The following is a 17910-nucleotide window of genomic DNA, read 5'->3' as shown; positions in this document are numbered from 1 at the left end:
CTCGTTCCCCCGTCTCAGCAACCGCCGCGCAACCGGTGCACGGCCGGGTGCAGCCCCGAGAGGATTGTGTCGAACCGGTCGCGGCTGGTGTCGGAGTTCACCCGAAGTCGGCTGATCCGCAGGGGATGTGGCGGCAGCAACGCGTCCTGCCGGTGGTCGAAGAGGAAGCCGAGCCGGTAGCCCAGGCCGCGCAGCACCGCGTCGGCCCCGGCGTCGAAGTTCCCGTTGGGGTAGGCGAACGCGGTCGGCCGCACGCCGAGCCAGCCGGTCAGCATGCGGTGCGCCTGCTCGATCTCGGTACGCACCACCGCCGGCTCGCAGCGGTCGAGGCAGGGGTGCCCGAGGGTGTGGCTGCCGATCGCCACCCCGGCGGCGGCGAGCTCCAGCAGCTCCAGCGCGGACAGCTGCTGCTGCCGGGCCGCCGGCCGAGCCGCCGTGGCCCGCAACTCCTCGATGGCGGCGCGCCGTTCGACGTCCGGGAGCAGCTTGAGCCGCCGCACCACCGAGGCTGCGGGCACACCGGCCAGCGCCCGTGCCACACCACCCAGCTCGGCCAGTTCGAGCGCTTCGCGCCACCAGAACGGCTGGTCCCCGTCGACGAGTTCTGCCACCACGAAGGCGGCGGCCGGCACGCCGAGCCTGGTCAGGACCGGCAGCCCCCGGGTGAGCACCGTACGGTCCCCGTCGTCGAAGGTGACCAGCACGCTGCGCGGAGGCAGCGGACGCCCCTCGGTGACGGCCCGCTCGACCGTGGCGAGCGAGACCGGGGTGGCGCCCGCGACCAGCCGCTCCATCTGGGCGGTGAAGGCCGGCCGGTCGTCCACGCCGTGATACGCCAGGACGGAGAGCCGGTGCGCGGCCCTGGCCCGGAAGAAGGGCTGGAACGGCGAGCGCCTCAGCAGCCGGTCCAGCCGCCCCCGCCGGTCCTCACCCGACGCGCCGCCGAGAACGCGCGCGGTCGTGTCCTGCTCCGACACGATTCCCCCTGGTTCGATGCTCGCAGCCGTACCTGCAGCCCCCCATCAATATCCCGCAGTTTGGTAAAGGGCGGGACAAGTTCACGAAGTTGGCGTGCGCTGACCGGATCCCGCCACCCCCACGGGGCCCGGCCCCGCTACCGATGCCCCCGCCCGGATCCCACCACCCGCGCGGACCGCTACCGACCCCGGACCACCTCGACCAGCGGTGCCAGCTCGGGCCGCTCCGACGCCTCCGCGAGGGCTGCGTCGAGGGCCGCGCCGTTGGTGGGCCTGGCCCGTTCGAGCAGTTCGAGTCCGGCCGGGGAGACGTTGGTGTAGATGCCCCGGCGGTCGGTCGGGCACAGGTAGCGGGCCAGCAGGCCACGGTCCTCCAGCCGGGAGACCAGCCGGGTGGTCGCGCTCTGACTGAGCACCACCGCCTCGGCGACCTCGCCCATCCGCAAGTGGCCTCCCTCGCCGGAGTGTTGACGGCTCAACACGTCCAGCAGCGTGTACTCGCGCACGCTCAGCCCGTGCGCCGCCTGGAGCTCGCGCTCCAGCCGGGCCTCGATCCGTCCGTGCAGCGCCGCGAGCGCGCACCAGCCCTGCGCGAGTCCGCGTCCCACCGTCTGCTCACCACTCCGCACCACTGGGCCTCCCACCTCTCGGGGTCCAGGATAGCGACTCCACGAAATATCCCGCGCTTGCAACTAGCCCGCGTACGCATTTATTGTCAAAGCATGCAATCAGCCCCCGCAACCACCCCAGCGAAGACTCGCCGCAGCAGCCTGGCCCTGCTCGCACTCGCCATCGGCGCCTTCGGGATCGGCACCACCGAGTTCGTGATCACCGGGTTGCTTCCGCTGATCTCCGCCGACTTCGACGTCTCCATCCCGACCACCGGCATCCTGGTCACCGGCTACGCACTCGGCGTGGTGCTGGGCGCCCCGCTGCTCACCGCGCTCGGCACCCGCATCCCCCGCAAGCGGATGCTGATGCTGCTGATGGGGGTGTTCGTGGTCGGCAACCTGCTCTCGGCCGTCTCGCCCAGCTTCGAACTGCTGCTGGCCGGACGGGTGGTGACCTCGCTCGCGCACGGCGCCTTCTTCGGCATCGGCGCGGTGCTCGCGGCCGAGCTGGTCGCCCCCGACCGCAAGGCCGGTGCGATCGCCACCATGTTCACCGGCCTCACCGTGGCCAACGTGATCGGCGTACCGCTCGGCACCCTGATCGGCCAGCAGCTCGGCTGGCGGGTCACCTTCGCCCTGGTCGCGGCCGTCGGTGTGGCCGGGGTGGCCGGGATCGCCCTGCTGGTCCCCGAACTGCCGCACCCCCGGGTGGCCGCCCGGCTCCGGCAGGAGCTGTCCGCGTTCCGCAACGTCCAGGTCGGTCTGGCGATGGCGATGACCGTGCTCGGCTTCGGCGGGGTGTTCGCCGCCATCACTTACATCGCGCCGATGATGACGGGCCCGGCGGGCTTCTCGGACTCCTCGGTCACCTGGCTGCTGGTCCTCTTCGGCCTCGGCATGGTGATCGGCAACCTGGTCGGCGGCCGGTTCGCCGACCGCGCCCTGATGCCGATGCTGTACCTGTCGCTCGGGCTGCTCAGCCTCACCCTGCTGGCCTTCACCTTCACCGCGCACAGCCAGCTCGCGGCGGTCGTCACCGTGCCGCTGCTCGGCGTCTTCGGCTTCGCCACCGTCCCCCCGCTGCAGAAGCGGGTGCTGGACCAGACCGCCCAGGCCCCGACCCTGGCCTCCGCCGTCAACATCGGCGCCTTCAACCTCGGCAACGCGCTCGCCGCCTGGCTCGGCGGCGTGGTCATCACGGCCGGGTACGGCTACACCGCGCCCAACCTGGTCGGTGCCGCGCTCACCGGCTCGGCCCTGCTGCTGGCCGTGCTCTCCGCCGCCCTGGAGCGACGGTCCGCAGCTCCGGTCCGGGTGGGCGTACCGGCGTGACCCGCGGTGCCGGGGCGCGGATCAGTCGTGGTCGAGCAGGCGCCCCCGGCGCGACAGTACGAAGTCCCGGAAGGCCGCCACCGGCGGGGTGAGCGGACGGCCCGTCACCCAGGCGAGCCCGATCGCCCTGCGGGTGCGCGGAGAGGTCACCTCCAGCTCCACCACACCGGGTCTGGGCACCAGCGCCGGCGGCAGCAGGGCCACCCCGAGGCCGGCCGCGACCAGCCCGCGCAAGGTCTCCGCCTCCTCCCCCTCGAACGCGATCCGGGGCGAGAAGCCCGCCTCCGCGCAGAACCCGTCGGTGATCACCCGCAGGCCGTACCCCTCCTCGACCGCCACGAACGGCTCCTCGGCCACCTCCGCCAGTCTGATCCGCCGCCGCCCGGCCAGCCGGTGGTCGGTCGGGACGGCCAGGTTCAGCCGCTGTTCGTCCAGCGGACGGGCCGTCAGGTCGGCGGCGTCCGGCAGCGGCGAGACCAGGCAGAGGTCCAGCTCGCCCGCCCGCAACCGCTCCAGCATCGCCGCGACGTAGTCCTGCACCAGCTGGAACCTGACCTGCGGATGTCCCACCCGGAAGCCGCGCAGCAGCGCCGGAACGGCGTCCGACCCCATCGTGTGCAGGAAGCCGAACGCCACCCGGCCGACGGCCGGATCGGCCTCCGCCCTGGCCGCCTCCGCGCCGCGCTCCAACTCGGCCAGTGCCCGTTCCACCGATCCCAGCAGCATCCGCCCGGCCCGGGTGAGCCGCACCGTACGCCCCTGGCGGGCCAGCAGCCGCACCCCGAGCTCCGCCTCCAGCCGGGCCACCGAACGGGACAGCGTCGGCTGCGGCATCCCGAGCAGCCGCGCCGCCTGGGTCACGTGCTCCAGCCGGGCCACCGCCGCGAACTGCGCCAACTGCGGTGCCAGCACCGCGAGATCGGTCTCCGGGCCGAGGTCGGCCAGGGACAGGGGCGGTGGGCTGCTCTCATGCGGCATGGCATGAATTATCGACCAATCATGCATTGGACGCATCAGCGGCCGACCGCCTAACTTCACTTCCATGCCGCCTGCCAGTACCGGGGCATCCGCAGTCGAGCTGCCGGGTGCCCTTCCCTCGCCGTCCGCTGCCGCCGCCTCCGTCGACACTCGCCACCGCCCCGGTGACCGCGCCTTCCGACGTGCCAACCTCGCGCTGTTCGCCGCCGGGATCGCCACCTTCGTCCTGCTGTACTCCACCCAGGGCCTGCTGCCGCTGCTCTCCGCCGACCTCGGCCTCACGCCCGGCCAGGCCAGCTGGACCGCCTCGGTGGCCACCCTCGGGCTCGCCCTGGCGCTGCTCCCGGCCAGCGCGCTGTCCGACCGGTACGGGCGGACCGCCGTGATGACCGCCTCGATGCTGGCCGCCGCCGGGATCGCGCTGCTGCTGCCGTTCGCCCCGAACCTCACCACCCTCGTCGTGCTGCGCGCCGTCCAGGGCGCCGCCCTCGCCGGACTGCCCGCCACCGCGATGGCGTACCTGGCCGAGGAGATCCATCCGAGCGCGCTGGCCTCCGCGATGGGCCTGTACGTGGCCGGCAACAGCATCGGCGGCATGGGCGGCCGACTCGCCTCCGGCTGGGCGGGCGCCGCCTGGGGCTGGCGCTGGGGCCTGGCCGTCTCCGCCGTCCTCGCCCTGCTGGCCGCACTCGCCTTCCGCCTGCTGATCCCCACCGCCCGCCAGGTCCGCCGCACCCCGCTGGACGCCCGCGCGCTGGCCCGCACCGTCACCGGCCACCTGCGCAACCCGCTGCTGCTACGGCTCTACACCCTCGGCCTGCTCTTCATGGCGGTCTTCGGCGCCGTCTACAACACTGTCGGCTACCGGCTGGTCGCCGCCCCCTTCGACCTCCCCGAATCGGTGGCCGCCTCCGTCTTCGTGGTCTACCTGGTCGGCACCGTCTCCTCGGCCTGCGCCGGGCGCCTGGTCGGCCGCCTCGGCCGACGCGGCACCCTCTACGTCGCCATCGGCACCACCAGCACCGGTCTGCTGCTCTCCCTCTCCGACACCCTGACCGGCGTCCTCCTCGGCCTCACCCTCATCACCGCCGGCTTCTTCGCCGGCCACGCCACCGCCTCATCCTCCGTCGGCCGCACCGCCACCGAGGGCCGGGCCCAGGCCTCCGCCCTGTACCTGATCGCCTACTACCTCGGCAACAGCCTCGGCGGCACCCTCGGCGCCGACGCCTACCACGCCACCGGCTGGCCCGGCACCGCCACCGTCGCCCTGATCGCCATGACCCTGGCCACCACCGTCACCCTGTACGCCACCCGCAAGGCCGTCACCACCCGCCGCGCCCTCAGTACAGTCCGGGCATGAGCACCGACCCGGCCAGGGACGGCGGCGGCCAGGACGGGCATCAGAGACATCCGCTTCGACCGGGCCCGCCTGGGTAGGTCAACTCCCGTCGCAACAACGAGAGTCGGGAGCGCCCGCCGTGCCCAGGAACCAGGACCGCACCGCCGAGTTGGACGCGTTCATCGGTTTCGCCGCCGGGCTGCTCGGCATGGTGCTGACCGCCCTTCCGCTGGCCGGGCTGAACGCGCTGGTGCCGGTGGGGCCAGGGTTGCGGCAGGTCGGCTACGGGCTGATTGTCGCCGGCGGAGTGGTGAGCGCGGTGACCACGTACCTGCGGCTGCGCGCCCGCTGAGCAGCACGGAGCCCCGACAGGTGGCCTGCCGGGGCTCCGAGCGATGCGGGTGTTACGCGATCCGGTCGAGCACGATCGGGTTCGGCGTGAAGGCGGTGCCCTCGGGCGAGATGGTGACGCCGCCGGCCAGGGCCTCCATCGCGTAGTCGTAGCGCTCGGGGGTGTCGGTGTGCAGGGTCAGCAGGGGCTGACCCGCCGTTACCTCGTCGCCCGGCTTGGCGTGCATCTCGACGCCGGCGCCGGCCTGCACCGGGTCCTCCTTGCGGGCGCGGCCCGCGCCGAGGCGCCAGGCGCAGACGCCGACGGCGTAGGCATCCAGGCCGGTGAGGACACCGGAGGAGGAGGCGGTGACGACGTGCTGCTCGCGGGCGACCGGCAGCGGGGCGTCCACGTCGCCGCCCTGGGCGGAGATCATCCGGCGCCAGTGGTCCATCGCGGAGCCGTCCCGCAGCGCGTCGGCCGGGTCCTTGCCGTGCACGCCGGCCGCCGCGAGCATCTCGCGGGCCAGCGCCAAGGTCAGCTCGACCACGTCGGCGGGGCCGCCGCCGGCCAGCACCTCGACGGACTCGCGGACCTCGAGCGCGTTGCCGGCGGTGAGGCCGAGCGGGGTGGACATGTCGGTGAGCAGCGCGACGGTGTTGACCCCGGCGGCGGTGCCCAGGCCGACCATGGTGCGGGCCAGCTCCTGGGCGTCGGCCAGGTTCTTCATGAAGGCGCCGGAGCCGACCTTGACGTCGAGGACCAGCGCGCCGGTGCCCTCGGCGATCTTCTTGGACATGATCGAGGAGGCGATCAGCGGGATCGCCTCGACCGTGCCGGTGACGTCGCGCAGCGCGTAGAGCTTCTTGTCGGCGGGGGCCAGACCGTCACCGGCGGCGCAGATCACCGCACCGGCGGAGCCCAGCACGGCCATCATCTCCTCGTTGGAGAGCAGCGCCCGCCAGCCGGGGATGGACTCCAGCTTGTCCAGGGTGCCGCCGGTGTGGCCGAGGCCCCGGCCGGAGAGCTGGGGGACGGCCGCGCCACAGGCGGCGACCAGCGGGGCCAGCGGGAGGGTGATCTTGTCGCCGACGCCGCCGGTGGAGTGCTTGTCGGAGGTGGGGACGCCGAGCGCGGAGAAGTCCATCCGGACGCCGGAGCGGATCATCGCGTCGGTCCAGCGGCTGATCTCGCGCAGGTTCATGCCGTTCAGCAGGATCGCCATGGCCAGCGCGGACATCTGCTCGTCGGCGACCTCGCCGCGGGTGTAGGCGTCGATCACCCAGTCGATCTGGGGGTCGGTCAGCTCGCCGCGGTCGCGCTTGGTCCTGATGACGGAGGGGGCGTCCATGATGGTGCTCCAGGAGGTTCGAGGAAGAGGAAATGCGAAGAGTGCCGCGAGGGAGCTGATCCCCCGCGACACTCTACGCGCGTAACTAAGCGAGTGGCCAGAGCCGCTCCGGCCCGGTCGTCAGAGCCGTTGCGGTCGGCCCTCAGAGCTGTCGCGGCCCGGTCGCCCGAGCCGGGCCGACCCTCAGAGTCGCTCCGGCCCGAAGGCGTCCGGCAGGACCTCGCTCATCGGCAGCACGCCGGACGGCAGCTCCACCAGCAGCGAAGGCCCGCCGTGCTCGTACAGCAGCTGGCGGCAGCGCCCGCACGGCATCAGCAGCTCGCCGGCGCCGTCGACGCAGGTGAACGCCACCAGCCGGCCGCCGCCGCTCGCGTGCAGCGCCGAGACCAGCCCGCACTCGGCGCACAGGGCGAGGCCGTACGAGGCGTTCTCCACGTTGCAGCCGGTGACCACCCGGCCGTCGTCCACCAGGGCGGCGGCGCCCACCGGAAACTTGCTGTACGGAGCGTACGCGTGCCCCATCGCGTCCCGGGCGGCGGTCCGCAGGCGCTCCCAGTCGACCGTCGGAGCGGCCGTCACTTGCCCTGCCCCCGCCGGTAGATCTGCCCGTCCGCCTTGGGCATCCGCAGTCGCTGCGAGGCCAGCGCGAGCACCACCAGGGTGATCACGTACGGGGTGGCGACGATCAGCGGACGCGGCACCGTGTCGGTGGTGGCGTACCAGATCGCCAGACCGGCGGCGACCACCAGGCTGATCGCGGCACCCCGGTACTGGCGCCGGTACAGCTTCCAGAGCGCCAGCAGCGCCATGGCGAGCGAGATGGTCAGCAGCAGCACGTGCACCGAGTCGGCGTCACGGAGCTGGAGGCTGTCGGTGAAGCCGAACAGGCCGGCACCCATCGCCAGACCGCCGGGCATCCAGTTGCCGAAGATCATCGCGGCCAGACCGATGAAGCCCCGGCCCTGGGTCATGCCGTCCTTGTAGAAGTGCGCCGCGACCAGCGAGAGGTACGCACCGGCCAGACCGGCGAACGCGCCTGAGGAGATCACCGCGAGGTACTTGTACTTGTAGACGTTGACGCCCAGCGACTCGGCGGCGGTCGGGTTCTCGCCGCAGGAGCGCAGCCGCAGGCCGAAGACCGTCCGCCAGAGCACGAAGTAGCTGCCCACCACGAAGGCCGCGGCGATCACCACGACCACCGAGAGGTTGGAGACCATGCCGCCGAGGATGCCCGCGACGTCGGAGACCAGGAACCAGTGGTGCACCTCGATGCTGCGCAGCCAGTCGGACAGCCCGGGGACCGTGATGTACGGCAGCGGGTCGGCCGGCGGGGACTGGTTGGCGCCCGCGCCGAAGGCCACGTAGTCGCGGTAGTAGATCCGGTTGACGTACGCGCAGATGCCGGGGATCAGCAGGTTGATGCCGACACCGGAAACGATGTGGTCGACGCCGAAGGTGACGGTGATCAGCGCGTGCAGCAGACCGCCGAGCGCGCCGCCCGCCATGCCGGCCAGCAGGCCGACCCAGGGGTTGACCAGGTAGCCGGCCCAGGCGCCGCAGAAGGTGCCGGCGACCATCATGCCTTCGAGGCCGATGTTGACCACGCCGGCCCGCTCGGCCCAGAGACCACCGAGGCCGGCCATCGCGATCGGCACCGAGGCGCCCAGCGCGGCGGTGACCTGCCCGGAGGACGTCAGACCGTGGTTGCCGGTGGCCGCGCCCACGGCGGAGAACAGCAGCAGGGCCCCGGCGATCAGCAGCAGCACGACCGGGACGGTCAGCTTGCGCTTCTTGACGGGCGTGCCCGGCGACTTCGGCCGGGCGGCAGTAGCGGTGCTCATGCCGCCACCTCCTTCTTGGCAGCAGCGGCGGCCTGGGCGGCCAGCTCGGCGCCGACCTTCTGCTGCTGGCGCTTGAGGCCGTAGCGGCGCACCAGCTCGTAGGCGACGACGACACAGATGACGATGGTGCCCTGCATGACGTTGACGATTTCCTGCGGGTAGTCGCCGCTGTTCGGCAGCTGGGTCCCGGCCACGTCGAGGAAGGCGAACAGCAGCGCCGACAGGGCGATGCCGATCGGCGAGTTACGGCCGAGCAGGGCGACCGAGATGCCGATGAAGCCGAGGCCCGGCTGGATGCCCTGCCCGAAGTAGTAGGAGCTTGACATCAGTTCGGGCAGGCCGATCAGACCGGCGATCGCGCCGGAGACCACCATCGAGGTGATCACCATCCGCTTGACGTTCACGCCCGACGCGGTGGCGGCGCTCTCCGAGCGGCCGGTGGCGCGCAGGTCGAAGCCGAACCGGGTCCGGCTCAGGGTGAACTGGAACGCCACGCCGACCAGGATCGCGATCACCAGGAAGCCCCAGAGGGTGCCACCGGCGGTCTCCAGCGTGAAGAAGTGGCTGGAGGCGGAGATCGGATCGGTCTGGATGCTGTTGGTGGTGGTGCCCTTCTCGGGGGCGAAGATGCCCGGCACCAGCAACAGGCCGACCACCGAGGTGGCGATGGCGTTCAGCATGATGGTCGAGATGACCTCGCTGACGCCCCGGTAGACCTTGAGCAGACCGGCGATGCTCGCCCACAGGCCACCGACCGCCATGGCGGTCAGCAGCAGCAGCGGGATCTGCAGGATCGCGGGCAGGTCCAGCTGGCTGCCGACGAAGGCGGCGAACAGCACCCCCAGCTTGTACTGGCCGTCGACGCCGATGTTGAAGAGGTTCATCCGGAAGCCGAAGGCGGCCGCGGCACCGGCGAGGTAGTACGTGGTGGCCCGGTTGAGGATGCCGACCTGGCCGTCCGAGGCGGTTCCGTACGAGAACAGCACGTCGAACGCCTTGAACGGCTCCTTGCCGGAGACCGCCAGCAGCACGCTGCAGATCACCAGGGAGAGCAGCACCGCGAGGACCGGCGCGGCCACGCCGAGCACGATCTTCTCGGTGTCGAACCGCTTCTTCGCCACCGGTCCGGTGGCGGCGGGGTTGGGACTGGTCATGTGGGTTACTCCCCCGCCTGCGCGTCGGTGGCGGTGTCTTGGGTGGACTCGGCCTCGGTGCCCTCGGTCACGACCGCCCGGAACTCGGCGACCGCCTCCGGGTCCGACGCGATGTGGCCGGTGGCCGCACCCGTCATCGCGGTGCCCAGGTCCTCGGCCGTCACGGTGGCCGGGTCGGCGTCCGCGACCAGACGGCCGCGGTAGATCACCCGGATGGTGTCGGAGAGGCCGATCAGCTCGTCCAGGTCGGCGGAGATCAGCAGCACCGCCAGACCGTCGCGCTGGGCGGCCCGGATCTGCTCCCAGATCTGCGCCTGCGCGCCGACGTCCACACCACGGGTGGGGTGGGCGGCGATCAGCAGCTTGGGCTTGTGGCTCATCTCGCGGCCGATGATCAGCTTCTGCTGGTTGCCGCCGGAGAGCGAGGCCGCGGTGACCTCGATGCCGGGGGTACGGACGTCGTACTCCTCGACGATCCGCCGGGTGTCCCTGCGGGCGCCGGCCGGGTCGAGCAGCAGGCCCTTGGAGTTGGGCTCCTCGGTGACGTGACCGAGGATCCGGTTCTCCCAGAGCGGGGCCTCCAGCAGCAGGCCGTGCCGGTGCCGGTCCTCGGGGATGTAGCCGATGCCGGCCTCCCGACGGGTCCGGGTCAGCGTCCCGGTCAGGTCCGTGCCGTCCAGCGTGACGGTGCCGCCGTCCAGCGGCAGCATGCCCATGATTGCCTCGACCAGTTCGGCCTGGCCGTTGCCCTCTACACCGGCGATGCCGAGGATCTCGCCCTTGCGGATCCGCAGCGAGATGTCGTCCAGCACCACGCGCTCGATGCCCTCGGCGTCCGCCTTGGCGATCCGCAGGGTGTCGACCCTGAGCATCTCGGTCTCGGTGACGGTGGACTCGCGGCTCGCCGGGGAGGGCAGCTCGGCGCCGACCATCAGCTCGGCGAGCTGACGGGCGGTCACGGTGCGCGGGTCGGCGTCGCCGACCGTGGTGCCCCGGCGGATCACGCTGATCGCGTCGGCCACCGAGAGCACCTCGTGCAGCTTGTGCGAGATGAAGATGACGGTGACGCCCTCGGCCTTGAGCTCCCGCAGGTTGCCGAAGAGCGCGTCCACCTCCTGCGGCACCAGCACGGCGGTCGGCTCGTCCAGGATGAGGATCTTGGCGCCCCGGTAGAGCACCTTGAGGATCTCCACGCGCTGACGGTCCGCCACGCCGAGGTCCTCGACCATGGCGTCGGGGCGGATGCCCAGGCCGTACTGGTCGGAGATCTCGCGGATCTTCGCCTTGGCCCTGGCTCCTATCCCGTGGAGCTTCTCGCCGCCCAGGACGACGTTCTCCCACACCGTCAGGTAGTCGGCCAGCATGAAGTGCTGGTGCACCATGCCGATGCCGCGCGCGATGGCGTCGCCGGGGGTGTTGAACTCGACCTGCTCACCGTTGACGGCGATGGTGCCCTCGTCCGGCTTCTGCATGCCGTAGAGGATCTTCATCAGGGTGGACTTGCCCGCGCCGTTCTCGCCCATCAGGGCGTGCACGGTGCCGGGGGCCACGGTGATGTCGATGTCGTGGTTGGCCACGACACCGGGGAAGCGCTTGGTGATGCCGCGCAGTTCGACGGCCGGTGTCGCCGTCCCCGCGCTGGGGTTGCCGCCCGCGGGGGTCGGGGCGGGTTCGGAAGCGGTGATGGCGATCTCCTGATGGTCACAGGGCGCGTCGTTGCGCTGGAGAAGGCTTGGGGGAATGGGCGAGGCCCGGTGGCGTGCGCGTACGCACCCAGCCGGGCCCCGCCCTGATGCTGTGTCAATCATGCGCGCCGGTCGCGGGGACCGGCGGCAGGCTGAGCAGGTGTCAGCCGGTGGTGGTCGGGATCTTGGTGGCGCCCGAGGTGATGGCCGCGGTGGCCGCGTCCAGCTTCGCCTGGATGTCGGAGATGAAGCCGCCGGTGGTGGCCAGCGACACGCCCTTCTCCTTCAGGTCGAAGTTCTTGGCGCCGGTGATCGGCGAGCCCTTCTTGACCGAGTCGATGTACGAGTACACCGCGGTGTCGACGTTCTTCACCATCGAGGTGAGGATGCGGTCCTTGTACTTGGCCAGGGCCGGCTGGGCGGCCTGGTCCGAGTCGACGCCGATGGCCCACTTCTTGGCGTTGTAGACGGCCTCGATGGCGCCGTTGCCGGAGGAGCCGGCGGCGGAGTAGACGACGTCCGCGCCCTTGTCGATCTGGCCCTGCGCGGCGTCCTTGCCCTTACCCGGGTCGTTGAAGCCCGAGAAGTCCGGCGGGGTGGTGAGGTAGGTGGTCTCGATCTTGATGTCCGGGGTGACCGACTTGGCGCCCGCGACGTAACCGGCCTCGAACTTCTTGATCAGCTCGGACTGCACGCCACCGATGAAGCCGATGTGCTTCGCGGTGCTCTTCGAGGCGGCGGCGACGCCGGCCAGGTACGAGCCCTCCTGCTCCGAGAACGTCAGCGAGGTGACGTTGCTCGGCTGGGTGGAGGAGCCGGAGTCGATGATCGCGAACTTGACGTTCGGGTTGTCCTTGGCGACCTTCTCGACCGCGGCCTGGTAGACGAAGCCGACGGCGATGATCGGGTTGAAGCCACCGGTCACCAGCGTCTTGAGGCGGGTCTCCTTGTCGGCCTCGGCCTCACCGGTCTTGGCCTCGGCCTCGGTGACCTGCACGCCGAGGTCGGCCTTGGCCTTGTCGAGGCCACGGGCGGCGGAGTCGTTGAACGACTGGTCGCCACGGCCGCCGATGTCGTACGCCATGCCGACCTTGATGCCGGAGGCACCACCGGCGGGGGCGGAGGTGTTGTTGTCGGTGCTCTTTGCGCCGCAAGCGGCGAGCGAGGCGATGCCCAGGGAACCCGTGAGCACTACCGCGGCGAGCTTCATAGAACGGCGCAAGGGAGTATCTCCTTCTCACACACCCGTTTGGCGTGGTCGAGCGCCACCGTAACGCGCGTAGAACACGGTTGGGTTACGGGCCCGAAGGGCATACGGGTTGTTATCAAAACGTGGTGCTACGTCCGGACGAACCGGACATATGTCCAAGCTTGCCATACCCGAATGTCACTACTCACTGGTAGTGCGCCGCCACTCTACGGTGAGCCGCCCTCACGGACCTCAGACTCGCCCGTACTCCAGGGCGAGTGCCGCAAACAGTTCGACCCCGATCGCGATCGCCCGCTCGTCCACGTCGAACCGCCCGTGGTGGAGGTCGCGGACCGTGCTGTCGTGCGGACTCCGGACACCCAGCCGGGCGAGCGCGCCGGGGGCGTGCTCCAGGTACCAGGAGAAGTCCTCACCGCCGAGGCTCTGCTCGGTGTCCTCGACCACCGGACCCGCCCCGGTGGCGAAGCGGCCGGTCATCGCCGCCTCGAACTGGTTGATCGAGGCGTGCTCGTTCACCACCGGCGGCACCCCCCGGTGGTAGTCCACCGTCCACTTGGCCCGGTAGAGCTCGGCCAGCTTCGCGGTCAGCTCGTGCAGCGCGTCCGGCGCCTCGCGCCAGCCGGCCAGCTCCAGGCAGCGGACGGTGCCCTCCAGCTCGGCGTGTTGCGGGATCACGTTGGAGGCCGAGCCCGAGGCGATCCGGCCCCAGACCAGGCTCACGCCCCAGCGCGGGTCCATCCGGCGGGCCAGCGCGGGCGGCAGGTCGGAGGCCAGCCGGGCCACCGCGGTGACCAGGTCGGTGGTCAGGTGCGGCCGCGCGGTGTGCCCGCCGGGCCCGTCCAGGTGCAGCACCAGCCGGTCGCAGGCAGAGGTGATCGCGCCGACCTTGAGGCCGATCCGGCCCACCTGGACCCTCGGGTCGCAGTGCACCGCGAAGATCCGGCCGACGTCCTCCATCCCGCCCGCCTCGATGACGTCCAGCGCGCCGCCGGGCATCATCTCCTCGGCGGGCTGGAAGATCAGCCGCACCGGCTGCTTCAGCTCCCCCGTCCGGGCCGCCTGGGCCAGCACCAGCGCGGTGCCGAGCACCACCGAGGTGTGCACGTCGTGCCCGCAGGCGTGCGCCCGGCCGGGCAGCGTGGAGCGGTACGGGGCCTCGGCCTTGGCGTCGTCGATCGGCAGCGCGTCGATGTCCGCCCGGAAGGCGAGGAACGGGGTGCCCGGCTGGTGGTCGGCCGGCAGGATGTCGACCGTCATCCCGGTGCCGCCCGGCAGCAGCCGGGGCGAGAGACCGGCGGCCAGCAGCCGCTCGCGGATCAGCCGGGTGGTGCGGAACTCCTGCCGCCCCAGCTCCGGGTGCCGGTGCAGGTCACGGCGGAAGGCGATCAGCTCCGCCTCGTAGGCCCGTACCCTTGCGCGCAGGTCAGAACCGGGGCGGGCGGGGGTGAGGGTGGCCTGAGCGGCGGGCTGCGGATCGTTCACCCCAACAAGACTAGGCCGGTGGTGGGTTTTTGGCCCGACTTCCGCCGAACTGGTCCCCGGATGGGTGCATACCGGCCCCGCAGCTGGGTATGACATACCGTTTCATCCGCCTTCCGGTGCTCGCTGGTCTGTGCAACGAGCGGTCCGGGAGCAGGACACGGCGCGGGGTCCGGGGCGCGCCCCGACCCCGCGCACAGCGCCGACTGACGGCCGCTCAGAAGCGGTCGACCGGGGTGTAGGTGCCCCAGATCTCGCGCAGCGCGTTGCAGACCTCACCGACGGTGGCCCGGGCGGCCAGCGCCTCCTTCATCGGGTACAGCACGTTGTCGCTGCCCTCGGCCGCCTTGCGGAGGGCGGTCAGCGAGCGGTCCACCGCCGAACTGTCGCGTTCCGCGCGGAGCCTGGCCAGCCGCTCGGCCTGCTGGGCCTCGATCGCCGGGTCCACCCGGAGCGGCTCGTACGGGTCCTCGGTGTCCAGCTGGAAGCGGTTGACGCCGACCACGGTGCGCTCGCCGGAGTCCTGCTCCTGCTGGATCCGGTAGGCGGTCCGCTCGATCTCGCCCTTCTGGTAGCCCTGCTCGATGGCGGCCACCGAGCCGCCCATCTCCTCGACCTTGTGCATGAGTTCCAGCGCGGCGGCCTCGACCTCGTCGGTCATCTGCTCGACCACGTAGGAGCCGGCGAACGGGTCCACCGTGGCGGTGATGTCGGTCTCGTACGCCAGCACCTGCTGGGTGCGCAGCGCCAGCCGGGCGGATTTCTCGGTGGGCAGGGCGATGGCCTCGTCGAAGCTGTTGGTGTGCAGCGACTGGGTGCCGCCGAACACCGCCGCGAGCGCCTGGACCGAGACCCGGACCAGGTTCACCTCGGGCTGCTGGGCGGTGAGTTGGACCCCGGCGGTCTGGGTGTGGAAGCGCAGCATCTGCGACTTCGGGTTCTTCGCGTTGAACTCCTCGCGCATCACCCGGGCCCAGATCCGGCGCGCGGCACGGAACTTGGCCACCTCTTCGAGCAGCGTGGTGCGGGAGACGAAGAAGAAGGAGAGCCGCGGCGCGAAGTCGTCCACGTCCATCCCGGCGGCGACCGCGGTGCGCACGTACTCGATGCCGTTGGCCAGCGTGAAGGCGATCTCCTGCGCGGGGTTCGCCCCGGCCTCGGCCATGTGGTAGCCGGAGATCGAGATGGTGTTCCACTTCGGGATCTCGGCGCGGCAGTACTGGAACACGTCCGCGATCAGCCGCAGGCTCGGCTTCGGCGGGAAGATGTACGTCCCGCGCGCGATGTACTCCTTGAGCACGTCGTTCTGGATCGTGCCGGTCAGCTTGTTGGAGGCCACACCCTGGGCCTCGCCGACCAGTTGGTACAGCAGCAGGAGCAGCGAGCCGGGCGCGTTGATGGTCATCGAGGTGGAGACCTCGCCCAGCGGGATGCCGCCGAAGAGCACGCTCATGTCGTCGACGCTGTCGATCGCCACGCCGACCTTGCCGACCTCGCCGGCCGAGATCGGCGCGTCCGAGTCGTAGCCCATCTGGGTCGGCAGGTCGAAGGCGACCGAGAGCCCCATGGTGCCGTTGGCGATCAGCTGCTTGTACCGGGCGTTGGACTCGGCCGCCGTGCCGAAGCCCGCGTACTGGCGCATCGTCCAGGGTCGGCCGGTATACATCGAGGGGTAGACGCCGCGCGTGTACGGGTACTCGCCCGGCCGACCGAGCTTGGCCTCCGGGTCCCAGCCGGCGAGGGTCTCCGGACCGTACAGCGGCTCGATCGGGAGGCCCGACTCGGTGCGACGGGGCTCGGCTGCCATGGGGGTCCTCCGCAGGGTGAGGGATGCGGTGAGTGAGTGCTGACTAACGTTCAGCTGGAGCTACGCAATGTAGTCGTGCGTGGTCGGGAACAGACAGAGGCCACGGCTGGGACCTTGCTCACAGGCGGTCCGCACCCGGCCCGCCCGGCACTCCCTGCGATGATCGGTGCCAGACGACCGGACGAACCTGGGGAGTGGAAATGACCGAGCGCAAGGTGGCCGTGGTCACCGGTGCCAGCAGCGGGATCGGTGCGGCGACGGCCCGGCGGCTGGCCGCCGACGGCTTCGAGGTGGTGGTCACGGCCCGCAGGACCGAGCGGATCGAGGCGCTCGCCAAGGAGATCGGCGGCCGGGCGTACACCGTGGACGTGACCGACCGGGCCGCGGTGGACGCGTTCGCGGCCGAGGTCGGCCCGGTCGACGTGCTGGTCAACAACGCGGGCGGGGCGATCGGCGCGGAGTCCGTGGAGACCGCCGACCCGGCCGACTGGCTGGCGATGTACCAGGTGAACGTGCTCGGCGTGCTGCACGTGACCCAGGCCCTGCTCCCCGCGCTGCGGGCGAGCGGCGACGGCACGGTGCTGGTGCTCAGCTCGACCGCCGCGCTGGCCGCGTACGAGGGCGGCGGCGGGTACGTGGCGGCCAAGGCCGCCGCGCACAGCGTCGCGGCCACCCTCCGGCTCGAGCTGTGCGGCGAGCCGATCCGGGTGATCGAGATCGCACCGGGCATGGTGAAGTCCGAGGGCTTCGCGGTCACCCGCTTCCGGGGCGACGAGGAGAAGGCGGCGGCGGTCTACGCGGGCGTGGCGGAGCCGCTCACCTCCGAGGACGTCGCCGACACCGTCTCCTGGGCGGTCACCCGGCCGCCGCACGTCAACATCGACCTGCTGGTGGTCCGGCCCCGGGCGCAGGCGGCCAACCACAAGGTGCACCGGGGCTGAGCGCGGCCCGCCCGTCGGGGTGGCCGGACCGGCGGCCACCCCAACGAGCATGACAACATCACGACTTGATAGCTCGATCGAGTGAATTCGGCGTGACTCTTCCTCAATTGACGAACCCTCAACTACCGTGGGGCCGCTGCCCGGGCGGTCCACAAGACGCCTGTTCCCGGGCCCGGCCGACCGGTCCTCCGCGCAACCGCCGACGACTTACGTTTCGTCTCTGGAGCATCTCCCCTTCCCGCCCTCACGAGGAGGACCCGCTGTCCAGTGACATCCCGCCGCAACGGTTCGACCTGCCGCTGCTGGTGCCGTCCCTGCTCGGGCTTCACCGTTTCAACGAGGCCGACCCCGGCGCCGCCGAGGAGGCCCTGCTGGCCTGCTGCGGCAGCCACCGCTGGGCGCTCCGGCTCACCGCACACCGCCCCTACCCCGACATAGAGTCCCTGCTGGCCGCCGCCAGTGAGGCGTCCTACGACCTGCGCCCGGCCGACCTGGCCGAGGCGCTGGCCGACGAGAGTTGGATGCCGCAGCCGCTGCTCGGCATGCGCGCCCCCGGCAGCCAGGCGGCGCACACCGCACTGCGGGCCGCCCACGCCGCGTACGAGGCGCGGTTCGGCCACGTCTTCGTGGTCTGCCTGGACGGGGTCGAACCGGAGGAGATGCTCGACACCGTGCTCACCTCCGTCCGGACCAGGCTCGCCAACGATCCGGACGAGGAACGGCTGATCGCGGCCGACGAGCTCCGCCGGATCGCGCTGACCCGCCTGGAGCACCTGGTGGCCTCGGCCGCGGCGAGCAGGGCGGGCAACTGACCGACCAGCAGATCATCACGCACAGTCACATTTCGGTGGTCGATTAGGCCGTGCGTGCCTGA

At 71.4% G+C, this 17910-nt stretch carries 16 protein-coding genes; 5 read left to right on the top strand and 11 right to left on the bottom strand.

Annotated elements, in window-relative coordinates:
- Window positions 1-14: 14 nt before the first annotated feature.
- Window positions 15-977: a polysaccharide deacetylase family protein gene (locus tag ACKUU6_RS20090; RefSeq protein WP_407989946.1), complete on the bottom strand. Its 963-nt coding sequence runs from the start codon at window positions 975-977 to the stop codon at window positions 15-17.
- Window positions 978-1156: 179 nt separating this feature from the next.
- On the bottom strand, window positions 1157-1585 hold the full coding sequence (locus ACKUU6_RS20085) for a MarR family winged helix-turn-helix transcriptional regulator (RefSeq protein ID WP_407989945.1): 429 nt from the start codon (window positions 1583-1585) through the stop codon (window positions 1157-1159).
- Window positions 1586-1699: 114 nt separating this feature from the next.
- Here ACKUU6_RS20085 and ACKUU6_RS20080 point away from each other — a divergent pair, with 114 nt between their 5' ends.
- A complete protein-coding gene (locus ACKUU6_RS20080) occupies window positions 1700-2920 on the top strand; it encodes an MFS transporter (protein ID WP_407989944.1) in 1221 nt (406 codons plus the stop codon).
- 21 nt (window positions 2921-2941) lie between these two features.
- Here the strand turns inward: ACKUU6_RS20080 and ACKUU6_RS20075 are convergent, their stop codons facing one another.
- The gene (locus ACKUU6_RS20075) at window positions 2942-3898 is read right to left on the bottom strand and encodes a LysR family transcriptional regulator (RefSeq protein WP_407989943.1); all 957 of its coding nucleotides are present in this window, start codon (window positions 3896-3898) and stop codon (window positions 2942-2944) included.
- A gap of 64 nt (window positions 3899-3962) precedes the next feature.
- Between ACKUU6_RS20075 and ACKUU6_RS20070 the strand changes: the two genes are divergently transcribed.
- Both ACKUU6_RS20070 and ACKUU6_RS20065 read left to right on the top strand, forming a co-directional pair.
- Complete coding sequence (locus ACKUU6_RS20070; RefSeq protein WP_407989942.1) at window positions 3963-5258, top strand: MFS transporter; 1296 nt, start codon at window positions 3963-3965, stop codon at window positions 5256-5258.
- A 118-nt stretch (window positions 5259-5376) separates the two neighbouring features.
- The gene (locus ACKUU6_RS20065) at window positions 5377-5589 is read left to right on the top strand and encodes a hypothetical protein (protein WP_407989941.1); all 213 of its coding nucleotides are present in this window, start codon (window positions 5377-5379) and stop codon (window positions 5587-5589) included.
- Window positions 5590-5641: 52 nt separating this feature from the next.
- On the opposite strand, the gene ACKUU6_RS20060 is transcribed toward ACKUU6_RS20065, so the two are convergent.
- The 8 genes from ACKUU6_RS20060 to ACKUU6_RS20025 form a co-directional block, all read right to left on the bottom strand.
- Window positions 5642-6919 carry a thymidine phosphorylase gene (locus ACKUU6_RS20060; RefSeq protein WP_407989940.1) on the bottom strand — a complete coding sequence of 426 codons (1278 nt, stop codon included), beginning with the start codon at window positions 6917-6919 and terminating at the stop codon, window positions 5642-5644.
- 183 nt (window positions 6920-7102) lie between these two features.
- Window positions 7103-7498, bottom strand: a complete 396-nt coding sequence (locus tag ACKUU6_RS20055) for a cytidine deaminase (protein ID WP_407989939.1) — start codon at window positions 7496-7498, stop codon at window positions 7103-7105.
- Complete coding sequence (locus ACKUU6_RS20050; RefSeq protein ID WP_407989938.1) at window positions 7495-8760, bottom strand: ABC transporter permease; 1266 nt, start codon at window positions 8758-8760, stop codon at window positions 7495-7497. Before ACKUU6_RS20050 ends, ACKUU6_RS20055 begins: the two co-directional genes overlap by 4 nt.
- The gene (locus ACKUU6_RS20045) at window positions 8757-9914 is read right to left on the bottom strand and encodes an ABC transporter permease (RefSeq protein ID WP_407989937.1); all 1158 of its coding nucleotides are present in this window, start codon (window positions 9912-9914) and stop codon (window positions 8757-8759) included. Before ACKUU6_RS20045 ends, ACKUU6_RS20050 begins: the two co-directional genes overlap by 4 nt.
- Window positions 9915-9919: 5 nt before the next feature.
- Window positions 9920-11491 carry an ABC transporter ATP-binding protein gene (locus ACKUU6_RS20040; RefSeq protein WP_407992177.1) on the bottom strand — a complete coding sequence of 524 codons (1572 nt, stop codon included), beginning with the start codon at window positions 11489-11491 and terminating at the stop codon, window positions 9920-9922.
- A gap of 271 nt (window positions 11492-11762) precedes the next feature.
- Window positions 11763-12821: a BMP family lipoprotein gene (locus ACKUU6_RS20035; protein ID WP_407989936.1), complete on the bottom strand. Its 1059-nt coding sequence runs from the start codon at window positions 12819-12821 to the stop codon at window positions 11763-11765.
- Window positions 12822-13040: 219 nt separating this feature from the next.
- A complete protein-coding gene (locus ACKUU6_RS20030; protein ID WP_407989935.1) occupies window positions 13041-14291 on the bottom strand; it encodes an amidohydrolase in 1251 nt (416 codons plus the stop codon).
- Between the two features lie 214 nt (window positions 14292-14505).
- Complete coding sequence (locus tag ACKUU6_RS20025; RefSeq protein WP_407989934.1) at window positions 14506-16095, bottom strand: acyl-CoA mutase large subunit family protein; 1590 nt, start codon at window positions 16093-16095, stop codon at window positions 14506-14508.
- Between the two features lie 200 nt (window positions 16096-16295).
- On the opposite strand from ACKUU6_RS20025, the gene ACKUU6_RS20020 reads away from it, so the two are divergent.
- Complete coding sequence (locus tag ACKUU6_RS20020) at window positions 16296-17036, top strand: SDR family oxidoreductase (protein ID WP_407989933.1); 741 nt, start codon at window positions 16296-16298, stop codon at window positions 17034-17036.
- A gap of 305 nt (window positions 17037-17341) precedes the next feature.
- A complete protein-coding gene (locus ACKUU6_RS20015; protein ID WP_407989932.1) occupies window positions 17342-17848 on the top strand; it encodes a 2-oxo-4-hydroxy-4-carboxy-5-ureidoimidazoline decarboxylase in 507 nt (168 codons plus the stop codon).
- Window positions 17849-17910 lie beyond the last annotated feature (62 nt).

Origin of the sequence: Kitasatospora sp. CMC57, assembly GCF_045866025.2 — a bacterium.
Classification (GTDB): domain Bacteria; phylum Actinomycetota; class Actinomycetes; order Streptomycetales; family Streptomycetaceae; genus Kitasatospora.
This window is presented reverse-complemented; position numbering and strand designations above follow the sequence as displayed.

Bases quoted from the DNA above. Each gene is read 5' to 3' on its own strand.
- ACKUU6_RS20080 (WP_407989944.1), top strand. From the start codon at position 1,700: ATGCAATCAGCCCCCGCAACCACCCCAGCGAAGACTCGCCGCAGCAGC.
- ACKUU6_RS20075 (WP_407989943.1), bottom strand. From the start codon at position 3,898: ATGCCGCATGAGAGCAGCCCACCGCCCCTGTCCCTGGCCGACCTCGGC.
- ACKUU6_RS20070 (WP_407989942.1), top strand. From the start codon at position 3,963: ATGCCGCCTGCCAGTACCGGGGCATCCGCAGTCGAGCTGCCGGGTGCC.
- ACKUU6_RS20060 (WP_407989940.1), bottom strand. From the start codon at position 6,919: ATGGACGCCCCCTCCGTCATCAGGACCAAGCGCGACCGCGGCGAGCTG.
- ACKUU6_RS20050 (WP_407989938.1), bottom strand. From the start codon at position 8,760: ATGAGCACCGCTACTGCCGCCCGGCCGAAGTCGCCGGGCACGCCCGTC.
- ACKUU6_RS20045 (WP_407989937.1), bottom strand. From the start codon at position 9,914: ATGACCAGTCCCAACCCCGCCGCCACCGGACCGGTGGCGAAGAAGCGG.
- ACKUU6_RS20025 (WP_407989934.1), bottom strand. From the start codon at position 16,095: ATGGCAGCCGAGCCCCGTCGCACCGAGTCGGGCCTCCCGATCGAGCCG.
- ACKUU6_RS20020 (WP_407989933.1), top strand. From the start codon at position 16,296: ATGACCGAGCGCAAGGTGGCCGTGGTCACCGGTGCCAGCAGCGGGATC.